The 16,841-nt window shown below is 71.1% G+C and carries 14 protein-coding genes; 9 read left to right on the top strand and 5 right to left on the bottom strand.

Going from position 1 to position 16,841, the window contains the following annotated elements:
- The first annotated feature begins 28 nt into the window (after positions 1–28).
- The 4 genes from AB0J16_RS55105 (at position 29) to AB0J16_RS55090 (ending at position 3,245) form a co-directional block, all read left to right on the top strand.
- The gene (locus AB0J16_RS55105) at positions 29–1,246 is read left to right on the top strand and encodes a cytochrome P450 (RefSeq protein ID WP_358555951.1); all 1,218 of its coding nucleotides are present in this window, start codon (positions 29–31) and stop codon (positions 1,244–1,246) included.
- A 200-nt stretch (positions 1,247–1,446) separates the two neighbouring features.
- Positions 1,447–1,869, top strand: coding sequence for a nuclear transport factor 2 family protein (locus AB0J16_RS55100; RefSeq protein WP_358555948.1), 423 nt, complete (start codon positions 1,447–1,449; stop codon positions 1,867–1,869).
- Between the two features lie 31 nt (positions 1,870–1,900).
- Positions 1,901–2,779, top strand: a complete 879-nt coding sequence (locus tag AB0J16_RS55095) for a helix-turn-helix domain-containing protein (protein ID WP_358555945.1) — start codon at positions 1,901–1,903, stop codon at positions 2,777–2,779.
- A gap of 70 nt (positions 2,780–2,849) precedes the next feature.
- A complete protein-coding gene (locus AB0J16_RS55090) occupies positions 2,850–3,245 on the top strand; it encodes a VOC family protein (RefSeq protein WP_358555941.1) in 396 nt (131 codons plus the stop codon).
- An 18-nt stretch (positions 3,246–3,263) separates the two neighbouring features.
- Here AB0J16_RS55090 and AB0J16_RS55085 read toward each other — a convergent pair whose 3' ends face one another.
- The 4 genes from AB0J16_RS55085 to AB0J16_RS55070 form a co-directional block, all read right to left on the bottom strand.
- On the bottom strand, positions 3,264–3,668 hold the full coding sequence (locus tag AB0J16_RS55085) for an SgcJ/EcaC family oxidoreductase (RefSeq protein ID WP_358555938.1): 405 nt from the start codon (positions 3,666–3,668) through the stop codon (positions 3,264–3,266).
- 18 nt (positions 3,669–3,686) lie between these two features.
- A complete protein-coding gene (locus tag AB0J16_RS55080; RefSeq protein ID WP_358555935.1) occupies positions 3,687–4,685 on the bottom strand; it encodes a sigma-70 family RNA polymerase sigma factor in 999 nt (332 codons plus the stop codon).
- A gap of 31 nt (positions 4,686–4,716) precedes the next feature.
- The gene (locus AB0J16_RS55075; protein ID WP_358555932.1) at positions 4,717–6,228 is read right to left on the bottom strand and encodes a carboxylesterase family protein; all 1,512 of its coding nucleotides are present in this window, start codon (positions 6,226–6,228) and stop codon (positions 4,717–4,719) included.
- A gap of 119 nt (positions 6,229–6,347) precedes the next feature.
- Positions 6,348–6,971 (bottom strand): TetR/AcrR family transcriptional regulator, encoded by a 624-nt coding sequence (locus AB0J16_RS55070; protein ID WP_358555930.1) that lies wholly within the window; start codon positions 6,969–6,971, stop codon positions 6,348–6,350.
- Between the two features lie 54 nt (positions 6,972–7,025).
- On the opposite strand from AB0J16_RS55070, the gene AB0J16_RS55065 reads away from it, so the two are divergent.
- The 3 genes from AB0J16_RS55065 to AB0J16_RS55055 are packed head-to-tail and all read left to right on the top strand — an operon-like array spanning position 7,026 to position 11,063.
- Positions 7,026–7,388 (top strand): GatB/YqeY domain-containing protein, encoded by a 363-nt coding sequence (locus AB0J16_RS55065; protein WP_358555927.1) that lies wholly within the window; start codon positions 7,026–7,028, stop codon positions 7,386–7,388.
- Between the two features lie 19 nt (positions 7,389–7,407).
- Entirely contained in the window at positions 7,408–7,593 is a 186-nt protein-coding gene (locus AB0J16_RS55060; protein ID WP_358555924.1) for a hypothetical protein, read from the top strand.
- Positions 7,594–7,643: 50 nt separating this feature from the next.
- Positions 7,644–11,063 carry a hypothetical protein gene (locus AB0J16_RS55055; protein ID WP_358555921.1) on the top strand — a complete coding sequence of 1,140 codons (3,420 nt, stop codon included), beginning with the start codon at positions 7,644–7,646 and terminating at the stop codon, positions 11,061–11,063.
- On the opposite strand, the gene AB0J16_RS55050 is transcribed toward AB0J16_RS55055, so the two are convergent.
- The gene (locus AB0J16_RS55050; RefSeq protein ID WP_358555918.1) at positions 10,999–11,835 is read right to left on the bottom strand and encodes a pentapeptide repeat-containing protein; all 837 of its coding nucleotides are present in this window, start codon (positions 11,833–11,835) and stop codon (positions 10,999–11,001) included. The two genes, AB0J16_RS55055 and AB0J16_RS55050, sit on opposite strands and share 65 nt — an antisense overlap.
- A 138-nt stretch (positions 11,836–11,973) precedes the next feature.
- On the opposite strand from AB0J16_RS55050, the gene AB0J16_RS55045 reads away from it, so the two are divergent.
- Positions 11,974–12,804 carry an NAD(P)H-binding protein gene (locus tag AB0J16_RS55045; protein WP_358555915.1) on the top strand — a complete coding sequence of 277 codons (831 nt, stop codon included), beginning with the start codon at positions 11,974–11,976 and terminating at the stop codon, positions 12,802–12,804.
- A gap of 125 nt (positions 12,805–12,929) precedes the next feature.
- Positions 12,930–16,688 (top strand): S8 family serine peptidase, encoded by a 3,759-nt coding sequence (locus tag AB0J16_RS55040; protein WP_358555912.1) that lies wholly within the window; start codon positions 12,930–12,932, stop codon positions 16,686–16,688.
- The last annotated feature ends 153 nt before the right edge of the window (positions 16,689–16,841 follow it).

Genomic DNA, 16,841 nt, shown 5'->3' with positions numbered 1-16,841 from the left:
CCTAGATTCTCGCGCCGAAAGGGAGCCCATGCGGATCAACCTGCTCGAAGAGACGTGGGAACGCGAAGTTCCCCACGACCAGTTCGCCTACCTGCGCCGGAACGCGCCCGTCCACTGGCACGACGTCCCCGACGACACCGGCTTCTGGGCTGTCACGAAATATCAGGACATAAAGGCGATCAGCCGGGACGTACAGACCTGGTCGACCGAGATCGGGACCGCGTTCATCCGTACCCAGACGCCGGAGTTCATCGAGATCGCCAGCATGATGCTGCTGAACATGGACCCGCCCAAGCAGACTCGCTACCGCCGGCTGGTGAGCGCGGGCTTCACGCCCAGGACGATCGCCCGGCTGCGGGGCACCATCCAACGGCGCGCCGAGAAGATCGCGGAAGCCGTACGGGAGCGGGACGGCGAGGTCGAGTTCGTGACCGACGTGGCCGAATACCTGCCGCTGCAGATGATCTGCGACCTGATCGGCGTCCCCGAGGAGGACCACCACCTGATCTTCGAATGGTCCAACCGCATGGTCGGCTTCCAGGATCCCGACTTCCGCACCACACCCGAGGACGGCGAGATCGCCGGGGCCGAGATCTTCTCCTACTGCGACGGCCTGGTCGACGACCGCCGCCGCAACCCGCGTGACGACATCCTCACCGCGCTGGTGGAGGGCGAGGTCGACGGCGACAGGCTGACCAGGGAAGAGATCGACTCCTTCTTCGTGATCCTCTGCGTCGCCGGGAACGAGACCACCCGCAACCTCATCGCCCACGCCATGAACGCCCTCATCCTCCACCCGGACAGCTACCGCGACCTGGCGTCCGGCCTCGACGACGAAGGCCTGTGGAGCAGCGCCACCGAGGAGTTCCTGCGCTGGGGCTCCTCGATCCACAACTTCCGGCGTACGGCCACGCGCGACACCGAGCTCCGCGGCCAGAAGATCGCCGAGGGGGAGAAGGTGGTGACCTTCTACATGTCCGGCAATCATGACGAGGACGTCTTCGCCGACCCGTACACCTTCGACATCCGCCGCAGCCCCAACGACCACATGACGTTCGGCGGCGGTGGGCCGCACTTCTGCCTGGGCGCCAACCTGGCCCGGCTGCAGATCAACTGCATGATCAGGGAACTGCTGCGCCGCTTCCCCGAGGCGGAGCACGCGGGACCGGTCAAGCGGATGCGGTCGGATTTCATTAACGGCGTTAAACGGATGCCGGTGCGCTTCTCCATGGCCGGGACAAGGTAGGAGTTCCGAACGTACGTGGCGGTCAGTGGCCGCCGAGGCGTTCCAGACGAGGGTCGCGGTCCGCTCCGGCCAGCCCTCCGAGGTGGACCGTGTGGCCGTAGCGCTCGCTCAGGTCGTTCAGGATCGGGTGCCCGAGCGAGCGGAATCAGCGAAGCGGCGTCGGTTGCTAAATGGGGAGTTCCCCACTTAGTCTGGCCGGCATGACACTGAGCGCCGACGACCGCGCGGCCATCACAGAGCTGATCTCCCTGCACGGGCACCTGTTCGACGACGGCGAGTTCGACCGGCTGGACGAGCTGTTCACCCCCGACGTCGTCTACGACGCCACTGACTACGGCGTCGGATCACTGGAGGGCGTGGCGGCGATCCTGGACGCCGCGCTCACGCTGGGCGCGCGAAACCCTGTGGCCCATCACGTGACCAACGTCGTGCTCACCGAACTCGCCGACGGCAAGGTGCGCGCCCGATCCAAGGGGATCTCCATCATGGCGGGTGGCACCTGCGGAAGCGCGACCTACGACGATGTGATCTCGTACGGCGGCCAGGGATGGCGGATCAGCCACCGCAAGATCATCGCGCGGCGAGCGCCTCTCGGAGGTTTCGGTAGCGATGGCGGCCAGTAGCCGTGGAGCTTGTCCGCCGTAGTGTGACAAGGTGACCGTGCCTGCCGATCAGATCTCCACCGCCTTGGCGCCATTCGTGGCGACGCTGGCCGCCTACGATCTCGGGCCGGGCTCGGGCGGCGTTCATCGCGGGCTTCCCTCATCCACGGTGTCGATCACGATTCCCGAGGACGACCCGCTGGAGATCGCCTGGGTCGGGCGGCCCGGTTCGCGCAGACGGCTCCGGGCCGTGGTGGCCGGGCTCCATCTGAGCGCGGCCGAGCTGCGGCAAGAGGGGTGCACGCGCGGCGTGTGGTTGACGCTCAGCCCACTGGGTGTCGGCGCGCTGCTGGGACTTCCCTCGTCGGCGGTGGCCGGGGACATCGCCGATCTCGCCGACGTCGTCCCGGCGCTGGCGGACCTGCCGGAGCGCTTGGCGGCCTGCCGGTCCTGGCCGCAACGTCGCGCCCTCGTCGAACGCTCGCTGCTCACCGGCCTGGCCCGGCACGGCGACCGCGCCAACAGCCGCGAGCTGCGGGCCACGCTCGCGGTCCTGTCCGGGACCACCCGGGTGCAGGAGGCGGCTCGGCTGCTCGGGTGCTCCCGGCGGCATCTGAGCAGCAGGGTTCGTACCGAGTTCGGGGTGACGCCGAAGGAGTACCAACGGCTCGTCCGCTTCGAGGCCGCCCGGGGCCGGCTCGTGGCCGCCGCCGGTGGGGGAGGGGACGGCCTGGCGGCGGTGGCCGCCGCGTCGGGATTCGCCGATCAGGCGCATCTCACCCGGGAGTGGCGGGCCATGGCCGGGTGCACGCCCACCGAGTGGCTGCGGGCCGAAGGCCTGGCCGTACGGGGTTCGCCGGCCCGCGACCGGCCACCGGGCGAGGAGCGTACGTCGAACCGGCCGCTGGGCGAGGAGCGCGCGTCCAGGTGACGACCGATGCGGGCGCGTTCGTTCCCGTATGTTCAAGACCCCCACGCCCGCCCGACCTCACCATGGGCACATGACGCCAGATATCCGCATCACCCCTCGTCTCATCGTGCCCGACCCCGACCACGCGTCGGCGTTCTACCAGGACGCCCTGGGCGCCGAGCAAGTGTTCCGTGCTCCGCAGGGCGACGACGGACGGCCCGCCGTCGTCGACCACCACATCGGTGGTTCATCCTTCCGCGTCTCGCCGGCCGTCACCTCGTGGGGCTGGCTCTCACCAAGCGATCTCGGCGGCTCCGCGGTACTCCTGGAGATCGAGGTCAGGGACCCGGACGCGGTCGGCGAACGCATGATCGCCCACGGCGCCGAGGTGCTCGTGCCGATCGAGAACCGGCCCTACGGCAAGCGCTCGGGCCGCGTCCGTGACCCATTCGGCCACCTGTGGATCATCACCGGCGAGCTCCGCTGAGTCTTCCCCGGAGAGGCATCAGCCCTCCTGGTCGCCCGCGCTGTGGTCGGCGAGGGGGAACGAGTGGTGCTCGTGGGCCACGACCCATCGCCCGTCTTTCTTGCGCAGGCCGAGCGTCAGCCGCAGCCGGTGCCGCGCCACGTCCTCGGGCATGCCGCAGCGAAGCAGGGCGTGGGCGAAGGCGACATCGTCACCGGCGGTGACCTCCAGCGTCTCGATCTCGAACAGCGCTCCTTGCGCCTGCCACTCGAAGAACGGCGGCCACGCCTTCCGGTACGTCTCGATGCCGCGCACCTCCCCGGGCACGTCGAACATCACGATGTCCTCGGCGTGGTCGGCGACAACGGCCGCCAGCTCACCACGGTGCACGGCCTTGGCCCAGGCCTCGATCAGGCCGCGGATCCGCTCTTCGTTGATCGACATGGAGGCTGCCCTTCCGGTTCAGGTGTATCCGCCAGGACTACAACCCGAGCCATCGGCGAAAATCATCGGCGCGAGCCCGAACATGGCGAAATCGGCATCCAGGAACGAGACCACCTCCGCGACCCGCGAGCCGCGCAGGACGAGCAGATCCAGGCCGGCCGGAACGTAGGCGGCTCTGTGCTCTTCCCACATGTACGTGCCGAAGGCGAGCTGCCCGTTCGCCCGCGCGGGCAGCAACCGCCACCGCCGCTTGAGCGGCCCCTCGAGCAGGAAGGCCCGGATGGCTTCGTGGCCCGCGTACCAGGCGGTCAGCGGCGGCATCGAGTACTTCGCGTCCTCGGTCAGCATCGCCACGATGGCCTCGACATTACCGCTCTCCCAGGCGGCCGCGTACTGGAGCGCCACCTGACGCTGCTCCGCCTCGCTCGGCCGGGTGGCCTCGGGGAGGCGGCCGGCGAGGGCCTTCCTGGCCCGCTGGAGCGCGCTGTTGACCGCCGGAACGGTGGTCGACAGCAGGTCGGCGGCATCACGGGCGGCGTAGCCGAGGACATCACGCAGCAACAGCACGGCCCGCTGCTGGGCCGACAGATGCTGCAGCGCCGCCACGAACGCCAACTCCACACTCTCCCGCGTCACCGCCCGGGCCTCGGGCGACATCTCGGCCGTCCAGCTCACCAGCCGGTCTGGGTACGGCTCCAGCCACGCCACCTCGGCCGACGGCCCGCTCAGGTCAGTGGGCAGTTCGCGCCGTCCCCGACGCTCGATGAGGGTCAAAGCCCGATTGGTAGCGATTCTGTACAGCCACGGCCGGATGCCCACTCGGTCCTCGAACTTCGCCAGCTTGCGCCAGGCACGATCCAGCGTCTCCTGCACGGCGTCGTCGGCGTCGTGAACGGAGCCGAGCATCCGGTAGCAGTGCGCGTGCAGTTCGCCCCGCAACGGCCCCACCAGCCGGCCGAAGGCACTCTGATCCCCGGCCTGGGCCGCGGCCAGCAACCCTTCCGCCGTGGTCTCCATCGACCATCCTTTCTCAGATCGAAGGGAAGGTTCAGGGCATTCGTCCCCAGAAGTCGAGGCCATGCTCGGCCACGTAGTCCGTACCGCCGATCCGTTCGGGTGCCAGGGATTGAACGTAACCGGTGCTGACGTCGGGCCAGTCCGGCAGGTCCGCGCGGGCGGGATCACCGTGGCGGGCGAAGGTCGTCCAGTACTGGTTCATCCGGTCGGCGAACTCACGTTGTGCCGCCGACAGCGACGTACCGCCGCCGGGAAAGTCGAATTGGTACGCGAGAGCGCTCGAATGCTGGGCGCCGGCCGGGAACCCCGGAAGCGGTATGAGCGATGGGGCGGCCCGATCGGCGAACTCGTAGAACCAGGTGGCGGTGTGCGCGGCGAAGGCGCGGCCCAGCTCCCAGGCCGGCCGCGCCCAGGCCCGGTCCGTGGCGATCTGGGCCCAGGCGAGGCTCGGTGTCGGGAAGCCGTCGAGAGGGTAGCGGGCGGCGACCTGATCGGCCGAGTCACCGAACGCCTCGGCCACCAATCGCGGGTAGCTCTCGGCTGTGACCGGGTTGCCGACGATGTCGGCGAAGAGCCCGACGAAGAAACGCGCCTCGTCGCGCGTGGCGCCCAGCATCAGCGGTATCCGGTGGAAGCGTCCGGCGGGTATCGCCGTCGAGGGCGACTCCGGCAGGGTGATCCCGCCGAAGGCGGGCCGGATGAAGGAGTCCGACGCCTGGAGCAGGTCTGTCACCGGGACCCGCCGGAGCTGCGCGAGCGCCGACTCGGGGTCACTGCCCGGTGTGACCCAGCCGCGCTCGGCCGCGATCGCGGCGCCGAACTGCTCCAGCTCGGCCACCGAGGCCCACCTCGGCGGGAGCTCCGGAACACCGGGAATGAAAGTGTGTGCCGGCGTCGTGCCCAGGACCGAGAACGCGCTCTGCAGGATCGCTCGGTGGAACAACCCCGCCGACGCGGGTGACACGAGGTGCGCGGCGATCATGAGGGCCCCGTACGACTCCCCGACCAGGGTCACATTCGCCGGGTCGCCGCCGAATTGCGCGATTTCCCGCCGCACCCAGCGAAGTACCGCCTGCTGATCCCGCAGACCGAAGGTGCCGCCGTCGGCCAGACCCGGGTGGCCAAAGCAGCCGAACACGCCGAGCCGGAAGTTCGGTGCCACGACGACGACGTCGCCGGCTACGGCCAGTCGCTGAGCGTCGTAGGCAGCGGCGCTGCCGTTCGTCCCGCCGCCGCCGTGCAGCCATACCAGCACCGGGCGCCCGGTGCCCTGGGCGGCCTCCGGAACAGTGATGTCGAGCGTCAGACAGTCCTCGTCCACGGAGGTGACGTCCGCGAACGACTGGGCCAGCTGCGGCGCCGGGTTTCCGGGCACGGTCGCGTCCCGGACCCCGGTCCACGGCTCGACCGGCGCGGGCGGCCGCCATCGCCGGTCTCCGATCGGGGCCGCGGCATAAGGAATCCCCCGGAAGGAGAGATGGCCGTCAAGCCGGTGGCCACGGATGGCACCGCCGCTCAGCCGTACGGTCACGTGCTGGGTCATGGTGCGAGCTCCGTGGTCAGTGTGCGCGTCGCGGGTCCTCGGCCGCCGGGCCTCCGTAGCAATATGGTCATATTGCTACGGTAACAGTATGACCATATTGCGATGGAAAAGCACCACAGTCAGGAGAGTGAGCGATCGTGACGCCCGGCGAACACCGTGGCGACGACCGGGCGCAATACCTCGCGCGCCGAGAACGCGTCCGCACCCGAGAGCGCGACCTGATCGGCCAGGCCCTGCAAGGTCGCCAGGATCATGCGGGCGGCGAGCACGGCGTCCACGCCGGAATCGACCTCACCGCGCCTCCTGCCGTCCTCGACCGCCATCGTGACGTATCCGAGCAGGTCACCGCCCGCCCGCCGGGCGACCTCGGCGAGTCCGGGGTGATACGGCGCCTGAGCCGAAAGGCACTGCCGGACGCGATACTCGATCTCCCGCTCCTCGTCCAGCGGCAACAGCTCGACAAGGCTGTCGAGCAGCACCTGCGAGACCTGGAGACCGGCATCCGAGCCCTCGCGGACACGCGCCCCCACCCGCTCGCTCATGCGACGCACGGCGTCGTCGTAGGCGAAGCGGAGCAGTTCGTCCTTGCCGGCGAAGTAGTGCTGAATGAGCCCGACCGAAACCCCGGCCTCCGCCGCCACGCGCGAGAACGAGACGCCGGCCAACCCCTGCGCGGCGAGCAGACGCTGGAATGCCCATGCGATCTGGACACGACGCTGGTCATGATCGGCAACCCGCGGCACCCCGCTATCGTACAGCCGTATTGTTATCCTCACCCCAGATCAGGAGCTCGGCACATGCGCGCCAACCTGCGCGACGACCTGAAAACCGCCCTCAAGGCCCGCGACCGCATCGCGATCACCGCCCTCCGCTCCGCCCTGGCGGCGATCGAGAACGCCGAAGCCGTCCCGGTCGACTCCCCGTCGCCCGGCGGCCCTGAGTACAACGAGCACTTCGCAGGATCGACCGCCGGCCTGGGCACCGCCGACGTGGAACGTCGCCTCCTCACCGAGGCCGATCTGCTGTCGATCCTCGAGAAGGAAGTGCGGGAGCGCTCGGTCGCCGCGCAGGAGTACGAGCGGCTGGGCCGCGACGACCACGCCGAGCGGCTCCGCGCGGAGGCCGAGGTGCTGAGCCGGTACCTGGAGCCGACCGTCTGAACACCCCACAACCGTCCCCGTGCCCGGGGGCGACGTGATCCACCTCCAGGGCGCCGACAACCTTCCGGACGCGCGGTCGCAGATGGTGGTGACCATGTTCGCGCTGCCGGGCACCCCGATTCTGACCGTGGTCGGCGCGGAGGAGCCGGCCGAACGACGACACCTACGGGTTACCCCGACCATGAGGGCCACCAGCATCTCCTGATATACGAAGAGTCCATCTCCCATCACGTTGGGTGACGGTAGATTTCCCATGTGGCGAACGCAGCGGATTCTCGTGAGGCCGAGTTGGGAGCCGAGCCGCGGCGGCGGGTCGAGACGGGCCGTGCGCGGTCCCGGCCCGCGGCCGGCTGCCCCTATCCGGGGCTGACGTCCTTCCGCACCGGGGACGCGCGCTTGTTCTTCGGCCGCGAGCGGGCCGTGGCCGACCTGGTGGCCCTGCTCGCCGACCCCGAGACGGCGGGTCATCCGGCGATCGTGATCGGCCCATCGGGAGTGGGCAAGTCCTCGCTGCTGCGCGCCGGTCTGGCCCCGGCCGTGCTGCGGGGCGCGCTTCCTGGTCGCCGGCCGGGCCGGCCGAGTGTGGCGTACCTGACGCCGACCGCCCAGCCGATGCGCGAGCTGGGCGGCGTCGACTCCCGCACCCTGGTGATCGTCGACCAGTTCGAGGAGCTGTTCACGCTGTGCGGCGACGAGGCCGCGCGGCAGGCGTTCATCGCCGAGCTGTGCCACCGGGCGGCGGCCGGGCTCGCGGTGGTCCTGGGCGTACGCGCCGATTTCTACGGCCAGTGCGTGGCGCACCCGCCGCTGCTGGCGGCGCTTCGGGCGCGTTGCCTGCCGCTCGGCCCGATGGCGGCCGGGCAGCTGCGGCAGGCGATCAGCGAGCCGGCCGCCGTGGCGCAGCTGGACATCGAAGCCGGCCTGGTCGAGCTGCTGCTGCGCGATGTGGGCGCCCGGACCAGCGGCGCCTGCGACGCCGGGGCGCTGCCCCTGCTGTCCCATGCGCTGCGGGCGACCTGGCAGAAGCGGACCGGCACGCTGCTCACCGTCGCGGGCTACGAGCGTACGGGCGGCATCCGGGGGGCGATCGAGGTCACGGCGGAGCAGGCGTACGCGGAGCTCGACCCGGCGCAGCAGCAGGTGGCCCGGCACATGCTGCTGCGCCTGATCCAGGTCGGCGACGGGACGGCCGACACCCGCCGCCGGCTCGCCCGCCAGGCACTGACCGACGACGGGGACGAGGCCGTCCTGGAGGCGTTCATCCGGGCCCGGCTGCTGACGGCCAACGCCGCATGGGTGGAGATCAGCCACGAGGTCCTGTTCGACGCCTGGCCCCGGCTGAAAGGCTGGATCGACGCCGACCGGGCGGGGCTGCGGATCCGGCGGCAGCTCGCCGACGCCGCCGAGGCGTGGGAACGCGCGGGCCGCGACGACGGCCTGCTGCTGCGCGGTCCCCAGCTGACCATGCTGCGCGAATGGGCCGACGCGGCACTCGCCGTCAACCTCACCCCCGCCGAGTGCGCCTTCCTGAGCGCCAGCCGGCAATGCGGTGAGGCCGAGCAAGTGGAGACGGTACGACGTAACCGCCGGCTATGCCGCCTGGTCCGCTGCCTCGGAATCACACTGGCGCTGACCGCGGTCGGCACGGTGGTGGCGGTCAGGCAGGCGGCGGAGGCGCACCGGCAGGAACGCAGCTCCCTGGCCGGGCGGCTGTCGGTCGAGGCGGCCCGGCTGACCGGCCACCGGCCGGAGGTGTCGGCGCTGCTCGCCGCGGCGGCCGTTGAGCAGGACCGCACTCCGCAGTCGCTCGGCGCGCTGATGAGCACGCAGGCGGGAGGGTTCGCCGGGCGCCTGGCCGGGCACGGGGCGGCCCTGTGGGGAGCGTCCCTCAGCGCCGACGGCTCGACGCTCGCCACCGTCGACCACGGTGGCCGCGCCCTGCTGTGGGACGCCCGCCGCCGGACCGTGACCCATACGCTGGAAGACCTCTCCGCCCGCCTCACCGCCATCGCCGTCAGCCCGGACGGGCGCCTGGTCGCCGGGGCGGGCGAGGACAGGCGGCTGCGGATGTGGGACGCCGGGACCGGCAAGAGACTGGCGACGCGCGAGCTGCCGGGCGGCACGGCGATGGGCGGTCTCTCCTTCGATCAGAAGGGCGCGGTCCTGGCCGTGGCCGGGACCGGGGTCGTGTTGTGGCGGGTGAGCGACCTGCGGGCGCTGCCGGCTCCGCCGTGGGGGTCCGACGCGATCGAAGGTGCCGCGTTCAGCCCCGATGGCACGCTGCTGGCCGCCGCCGGCCACGACGGGAAGCTGCGGCTCTGGCGCACCGACGGCGCGAGCGGGCCGCCGCCGGCTCTCCCAGCGGGCGCGCACGCGTTGCACGACGTCGCCTTCAGCCCGGACGGCACGCGACTGGCCGCCGCCGGTGACGACGGTGCCGTACGACTCTGGCGTACCTCCGACTGGCACCCGTCGGGCGTGCTCACCGGGCATCGCGGCGCTGTGTGGGATCTCGACTTCCGCGGCGACGGCCAGCTGCTCGCCACGGCGGGTGAGGACCAGCGGATCCTGCTGTGGGACGTGGCGGCGGGCCGCCGGGTCGCCGAGCTGACCGGCCACAGTGCCCCCGTACACGCGGTCGCCTTCCCCCGCAGCGGAACGCTGCTGGTCAGCGCCGCCGCCGACACGACCGGGGCCATCTGGGACACCGCGGGCTGGGAGATCCGCGGCTGTCCCGAGCCGGAGACGGTCGCGGCGGCATGGGGACCCTGGGGGCTGGTGACGGGTGCCGCCGACGGCGTGGTTCGCTTCGGCGGACCCGCCGCCGCGACCGGGCAGTGCGAGCAGTTGTCCCTGCCCTACCCACACATCCGCGCGCTGGCCAGGGGCGGGAAGGACGGAGACCTGCTGGTGGCCGGTGGTGACAGGGGGCGGATTCGGGTCTGGAGTCTCCGGCGCCGCACCGAGCTCTACCGGCTCGACTCCGGAGCCGGAGACCAGCACGGTGTCGCCGTCGATCCCGAAGGTGACCTCGTGGCGGGCGGCTATGGCAACGAGATCCTGGTGTGGCACATCACCGCGGGTCAAGCCGGCAGAGTGGACAAGTGGACGGCGAGCGGGACGGTGGGCACGCTCGCGTTCGACCCCGGCGCGGGGACGCTGACCACAGGCGAGGACCGGGCCGTCTACGTGCGGCGACTGGGTGATCCCGCCTCGCGGCGGCTCCTCATGGTCGCCGCCGCGCCGATCACGGCGCTCGCCTACAGCGCGGACGGCGCCATGCTGGCGATCGGCTCCGACGACGGCATGGTGCGGCTCTGGCAGGTCCAGGGACGCCGCGAGCTGTTCGCCCTGTCCACCCGTCAGGGCTCCGTCCGGGCGCTGGGCTTCGCCTCCGGCCATGGCCGGCTGGCCGTCACCGGAGCGCTCGGCACGGTGCGCTGGTGGGATCTGGACGAAGGGACGGCGCTGCGCCACGCCTGCGACATCGCCTCCGTGCCCCAGCCGCAGGAGTGGGCGCGACTCGTACCGAACATGAAACCCCTGGCGCCCTGCGCCTTCAGCTCTTCAGGCGCTCCGGTGTCGGCGCCGCACGCGTCGCCGGGGCGCGTCATCGGCGCGGCCGGGCACCCCGTCGTGGCCGGTCCGGGGCCGACCAGTGGGCCGGGCGCGTGAGCGCGGACGACAGCTTCGTGGCGCTGTCGCCTCTGGCCGCGTTGAGCTGCGGCTGGGTGAGGAAGATGCTGCCCGTGAGATCGGCGCCGGCCAGCTCGGCGCCCCTGAGGTCGGCGCCGATCAGGTCGGCCAGCCGCAGGTCCGCGCCGCGCAGATCGGCGCCGATGAGGTAGGCCCCCCGTAGGTCGGCGCCTCGGAGGTCGGCGCCCTTGAGCTTGGCGCCGATGAGGTCGGCGCCCCTGCGGTTCTTCCGGCGCGGGGTCTCGCCCCGGACCAGCTCGCTCGTACGCAGCAGCAGGGTGTTGACGCTCTGCCGGTGCGTGGGCACGTCAACGAGCAGGAGGGTGTCGGCGTCGGCACGGCTGAGCCGCCCGGTCTCGTCGAGCGCGGCGCGGAGATCGTCGTGGAGCTCGCGGGCCGGGTCGAAGGTCAGCGCCTCGGTGAGGTACCACAGCAACTCGTGGAGCTGGCGCACCACCGGGAACACCGCGAACATCCGCGTCGCCGTCTCCGGAGCCCGCCGCCAGTCCTGCCCGGCGAAGGTGACCTGGGAGACCTTCTGCCCCGCGCCGAAGCAGTCATAGACCGTGCAGCCCGGAAAGCCGCGCTCCCTGAGGTCGCGGTGGATGCCGCAGCGGAAGTCCGCCTCCAGGTTGGGGCACGGCCGTCCGGCGTCCTTGTCGATCGCGAAGTCGGCCGAGGCGGCGAAGGGCAGCGCCACGCAGCACAGCCCGAAGCAGCTCTCGCAGTCGGCCTTCAGGGATTCGGACAAGAGCAGAGGTCTCCTTCTGGGGCACCGAGTCTCCGAACATTACCCCAGCTCCGCAGCCGAGATTCCGGGAGCGCGTCACACTCCGGGGCCCGGCACCGCTCTTAGCTCGGAAACCGCTCAACATCGATGGGACATCTCATGATCTTAGTAACCGGATCCACCGGCCTCGTCGCACGCCCCCTGATCGAGCTGCTCGTCGCGGAGGGCGCCAAGGTCCGCGCCGTCAGCCGTTCACCGCAGACCGCCGGGTTGCCCGACGGGGTGGAGGTCGTGGCGCGACCGGACGTCTTCGACGGTGTCAGCGCGCTGTTCCTCCACCCGCGCGCGGTGGCCAGTGGCGGCGTCGAACTGCTGGATATGGCCCGGCGGAACGGGGTGCGGCGGGTGGTCGCTCTGTCGGCGAGCAACGTCGACGACGACTTGGCGGACCAGCCGTCCCGCTTCAGAGGCGACAGGAACAAGGAGGCCGAGGAGGCCGCCATCGGCAGTGGTCTGGAGTGGGTAAGCCTGCGGGCCTGTTCGTTCGCGGTCAACACCCTGCACTCGTGGGGCGGCCAGATCCGGGTCGGCGACGTCGTGCGCGGGCCGTACGCGAAGTTCGCCGAAGCACTGATCCACGAGCGGGACCTGGCCGCGGTCGGCGCCCGCGCGCTGCTCACGGACGAGTTCGCGGGCCAGAGGCTGGAGCTGACCGGCCCGCACTCACTCACCCACGAGGAGACAGTGGCGATCATCGGCGAGGTGATCGGCAGGCCGCTGCGCTACCAGGAGATCCCGCCGGAGGCAGCGGCGCAGGGGATGATTTCGCGCGGTTTCCCCCAGCCGTTCGTCGAGGCGCTGATGGCCAGGTACGCCAGGGGTGTCGGGCAGCCCGCACGAGTGACCGGGGAGGTGGAGCGCGTGCTCGGCCGTCCGGCGCGGACCTTCGCCGAGTGGGTTGCCGATCATGCCGCCGAGTTCGGGGAGTGAGCGCTCCTTAGGGCTGGCGAGTTCACGACAAGTCGGGATCTGGCCACACCTTTCGCATGGACAACGCCAGATCATGACCACTAGGAATTCGGTAGCTTCACTTACCGATTCGCTGGAGGTCGTCAATGCTGCGTGGGCGATGGGCGGTGGCCACCGTCGCGGCGGTGCTGGCCGTCTCCGCGCTGTCGGTGCCCGGTGCCCAGGCCGGCGCCGAGATGGCGGCCTCGACCTCAGGGCTCGCGGTCGGTACGTCCGGCGGTGAGATCACGCTCATCACCGGCGACCAGGTGCACCTGCGCGCCGTCGACGGCGGGCACCAGGCGGTGACGATCACTCCGGCCCCGCGCGCGGACGGCTTCGTGCCGAACTTCCAGGTGCTGGAGACCGACGGACAGCTGAGCGTCATCCCCGACGACGTCGCCGCCCTGGTCCCGCAGCGTCTCGACGCGGCGCTGTTCGACGTCTCGGAGCTGGCCGAGGACGGGTACGACGCCGCGATCCCGCTCATCCTCACCTACGAGGGCAACACCACCAAGTCCGCCATCCCGGCCGTCAAGCAGCTCCGCACGCTGGAGAGCATCGGCGGTGCGGGGGTGTCGATCGCCACCCATGACGCGGCCCGTTTCGGCGCCGCGCTGGCCGGGCTCGCCGCCGGAACCGCAGCCCGCGCGGCGAGCCCGTTGGCCGGGGTGTCGAAGATCTGGCTCGACCGCAAGGTGGAGCCCGTGCTGGAGAACAGCGTGCCCCAGATCGGCGCGCCCGAGGCGTGGGCGGCCGGCTTCGACGGCACGGGCACGACCGTGGCCGTGCTCGACACCGGCGTCGACGCCACCCATGCCGACCTGGCCGGGAAGGTGACCGACCAGCGCGACTTCACCGGCGAGAACATCACCGGCGACCCCAACGGCCACGGCACCCACGTGGCGAGCACCATCGCGGGCTCCGGCGCCGCCTCGGACGGCCGCCGCAAGGGCGTGGCGCCCGGGGCGGGGCTGCTGAACGGCCGGGTTCTGGGCGCTGACGGCAAGGGTCAGCTCTCCTGGATCATCGACGGCATGGAGTGGGCGGCGGGGGAGAAGCACGCGCAGGTCGTCAACATGAGCCTGGGCAGCCGCGTCGCGGGCGGGCCGCTCTCCTCGGCCGTGTCGCGGCTGTCCCAGCAGTACGGCACGTTGTTCGTGGTGGCGGCGGGTAACGACGGCTGCGATGGCTGCGTCGGGGCCCCCGGCGACTCCGCCGACGCGCTGACCGTCGGCGCGGTCGATCGCGCCGACCAGCTGGCCACCTTCTCCAGCAGGGGCCCGATCGCCGTGGACGGCTCGGTCAAGCCCGACGTCACCGCGCCGGGCGTGGAGATCACCGCCGCCAAGGCGGGCGGCGGCTACGTCACGATGTCGGGCACCTCGATGGCCACCCCGCACGTCGCGGGCGCCGCGGCGCTGCTGCGGCAGGCCCGGCCCGGCATCACCGGGCCCGAGCTGAAATCCTTGCTGATGGAGAGCGCCAAGCCCATGCCGGGCACGCCCGCCGACGCTCGGGGCACCGGCCGGATCGACGTCGGCGCGGCGCTGAAGGGCGCCGTCGTCGCCTCGGCCGGCTCGGTGAACTTCGGCGGCCTCGTGGAAGGCGCCGACAAGAGCGTCACGATGACGTACCGCAACCTCGGCAAGGAGCCCGTCGAGCTGGACCTGAAGGCCGGCGGCCCGTTCACCGCCGAACCCGGCGAGGTGACCGTGCCCGCCGCCGGGCAGGCCGAGGTGAAGGTGACCCTCAAGGGCGCACCGCCCGGCCGACTGCGGGAGGAGCTGTCGGCGAGCGTTCCCGGCGGCGCCGCCGTACGGACCCTGCTGACCGCGAGCGTCGAGCAGCGGCGCGTTCAGCTGCGAGTACGCGGGGTGGCCAGGGACGGCCGCAACGCGCGCGGCGGGTTCACGGTGCTGAACCTGGACGAGGGCACCCTGGTCGGACGCGTCCTGCCCGGCGACCCGGCCCAGCCGTGCACCGAGCAGAAGTCCGGCACCGGCACCTGCCTGCTGGTCAAGCCCGGCACCTACTCCGTGCTCGGCCACATCTTCACCATGCCCGCCACCCAGGACAGCACGGCGACGGGCAAGCCACTGAACGAGAGCCTCGTCGGCGACCCCGAGATGAAGATCACCGGGGACACCGAGGTGGTCCTCGACGCCCGCAAGGCCGTCGAGGTCGAGATCCGGACCCCCGACCACAAGACCAAGCGGAACATGGGCGCCGCGGCGCAGCTCGCCTGGTACCGCGCCGGCGAGAAGGGGACGGCGCTGCGCGGCGGCACCAACATCTCGCCCGGCGGGCAGGTCGAGGAGCGGCTGTTCATCCAGCCGACCAGGAAGGTCACCAAGGGCACCTTCACCGTCGCCACCCGCTGGCGGCTGGAGGCACCCGCGATCACCCTGACGGCTCCGGGCCTCGACCTGAACCCCCAGTACTACGACCCGGTCTCCTTCAGCGACTACGCCACGGAATACCCGAAGCTGGACGGCACCGCCCTGCTCGCGGCGGTCGACGCCGGACGTGGCACGGCCGAGGAGATCAAGGCCCGCGACCTGCGCGGCAAGCTGGCGGTCATCCGCCGTACCGACGGCGTGCCCGTCTCGGCCCAGTCCAACGCGGCCGCGGCCGCGGGAGCCAGAATGGTGGCGATCTACAGCGACCGTCCGGGGGCGGACATCACCTCGGGCGGCACCGGCGTCAAGCTCACGGTCCCGACCGTACGGTTGACGCAGGAGGAGGGTCTGAAGCTGGTCGAGCGGCTGCGGCGGCTGCCCGTGCCCGTCCTGGCCAAGGGGATCGTGGCCAGCCCTTACGTGTACGACCTGTACCTGCGAGAGAAGGGCCGGGTGCCGGACTCGCTGCGGTACGTGGTGCGCGACCGGTCCCTGGCCAGGACCGAGGCGGGCTATCACAGCCAGCTCGCCGACGACGTGACGGTGAACGAGGCGCGGTTCGTGTTCGAGCCGTGGGACACCTCGTCGATCTCCACGAACCGGCCGCTGGCCAAGACGCCGCGTACCCAGGTCCAGTACTTCACCCCCGATCCCGACCTGCGCTGGAGCTCCTCGGCGGGCAGTCCCGAGCGGCACTACAACACGATGTGGCCGCACGTGGACACTCCACGCGTCGCTCTGTCGTCGCCGGAGTTCCGCAGCTATAAGGCGGGGGAGCGGGTGGAGCGCACCTGGTTCAAGCAGCCGCTGCTGCCGGGCGTCAACCCGCGCAATCCGCTGCGCAGGGAGGGCGACAAACTGCGCATCTCCATGCAGGGCTTCGTCGACGCGAGCGGCAACTACGGCGACACCTACACCAGCACGTTCGAGCACGGCATGAAAACCGATTTCCGCCTCTACCAGGGCGACTCACTGCTCCAGCAGACCAACTACCTGCCTTCGGGCAGCGTGCCCCTGCCGGTGGAGAAGTCCACGTACCGGATCGAGTACGACGTGCGCAACGAGGCCACCTGGGCGAAGCTGTCGACGCGTATCCGGTCGGTGTGGACGTTCGGCTCGGAGCACGTGGACGCGGGGGTCGCCACGGTGATCCCGCTCATCCTGGCCGGGATCGACGCGCCCGTCGACCTGAAGAACCAGGCCCGCTCGGCCAAGCTCGGCGTGTCCTTCCATCGCCAGGAGGGGGCGGCGCGGAGCGCGCTGAAGGAGGTGTCCCTGGAGGTGTCCTATGACGACGGCGCCACGTGGCGGGCGAGCCGCCTGCGCGCGAAGGGCGGCACGGACTCCTACGAGGCCACGCTGGACCGGCGGCCCGGGAGCTTCGTCTCGCTGCGGCTCAAGGCCGCTGACGTCGATGGCAACGCCTTCTCCCAGGAGGTCATCCGCGCCTACGCGACACGGTGACGATCATCCGCGGGACCGTGGCGATCATCCGCGCCTACCTGGCACGGTGACACACAGACCCGCCGGGCGGATAGGCCACCCCCCTCCGGTCCTATCCGCCCGGCGACCACTTGAATATCAACATTGACTTATATAAGTCCGGCTTGAAATAAT

Source organism: Nonomuraea sp. NPDC049750, from assembly GCF_040659625.1.
In the GTDB taxonomy this organism is placed as follows: Bacteria; Actinomycetota; Actinomycetes; order Streptosporangiales; family Streptosporangiaceae; genus Nonomuraea.
Note: the sequence above shows the minus strand (reverse complement) of the source record. Positions and strands in the feature narration are given on the sequence as shown.

What these genes read in the sequence shown, in the direction of transcription:
- AB0J16_RS55045 (WP_358555915.1), top strand. Translation starts at nt 11,974, where the DNA reads ATGATCTTAGTAACCGGATCCACCGGCCTCGTCGCACGCCCCCTGATC.
- AB0J16_RS55100 (WP_358555948.1), top strand. Translation starts at nt 1,447, where the DNA reads ATGACACTGAGCGCCGACGACCGCGCGGCCATCACAGAGCTGATCTCC.
- AB0J16_RS55090 (WP_358555941.1), top strand. Translation starts at nt 2,850, where the DNA reads ATGACGCCAGATATCCGCATCACCCCTCGTCTCATCGTGCCCGACCCC.
- AB0J16_RS55040 (WP_358555912.1), top strand. Translation starts at nt 12,930, where the DNA reads ATGCTGCGTGGGCGATGGGCGGTGGCCACCGTCGCGGCGGTGCTGGCC.
- AB0J16_RS55065 (WP_358555927.1), top strand. Translation starts at nt 7,026, where the DNA reads ATGCGCGCCAACCTGCGCGACGACCTGAAAACCGCCCTCAAGGCCCGC.
- AB0J16_RS55105 (WP_358555951.1), top strand. Translation starts at nt 29, where the DNA reads ATGCGGATCAACCTGCTCGAAGAGACGTGGGAACGCGAAGTTCCCCAC.
- AB0J16_RS55085 (WP_358555938.1), bottom strand. Translation starts at nt 3,668, where the DNA reads ATGTCGATCAACGAAGAGCGGATCCGCGGCCTGATCGAGGCCTGGGCC.
- AB0J16_RS55075 (WP_358555932.1), bottom strand. Translation starts at nt 6,228, where the DNA reads ATGACCCAGCACGTGACCGTACGGCTGAGCGGCGGTGCCATCCGTGGC.
- AB0J16_RS55080 (WP_358555935.1), bottom strand. Translation starts at nt 4,685, where the DNA reads ATGGAGACCACGGCGGAAGGGTTGCTGGCCGCGGCCCAGGCCGGGGAT.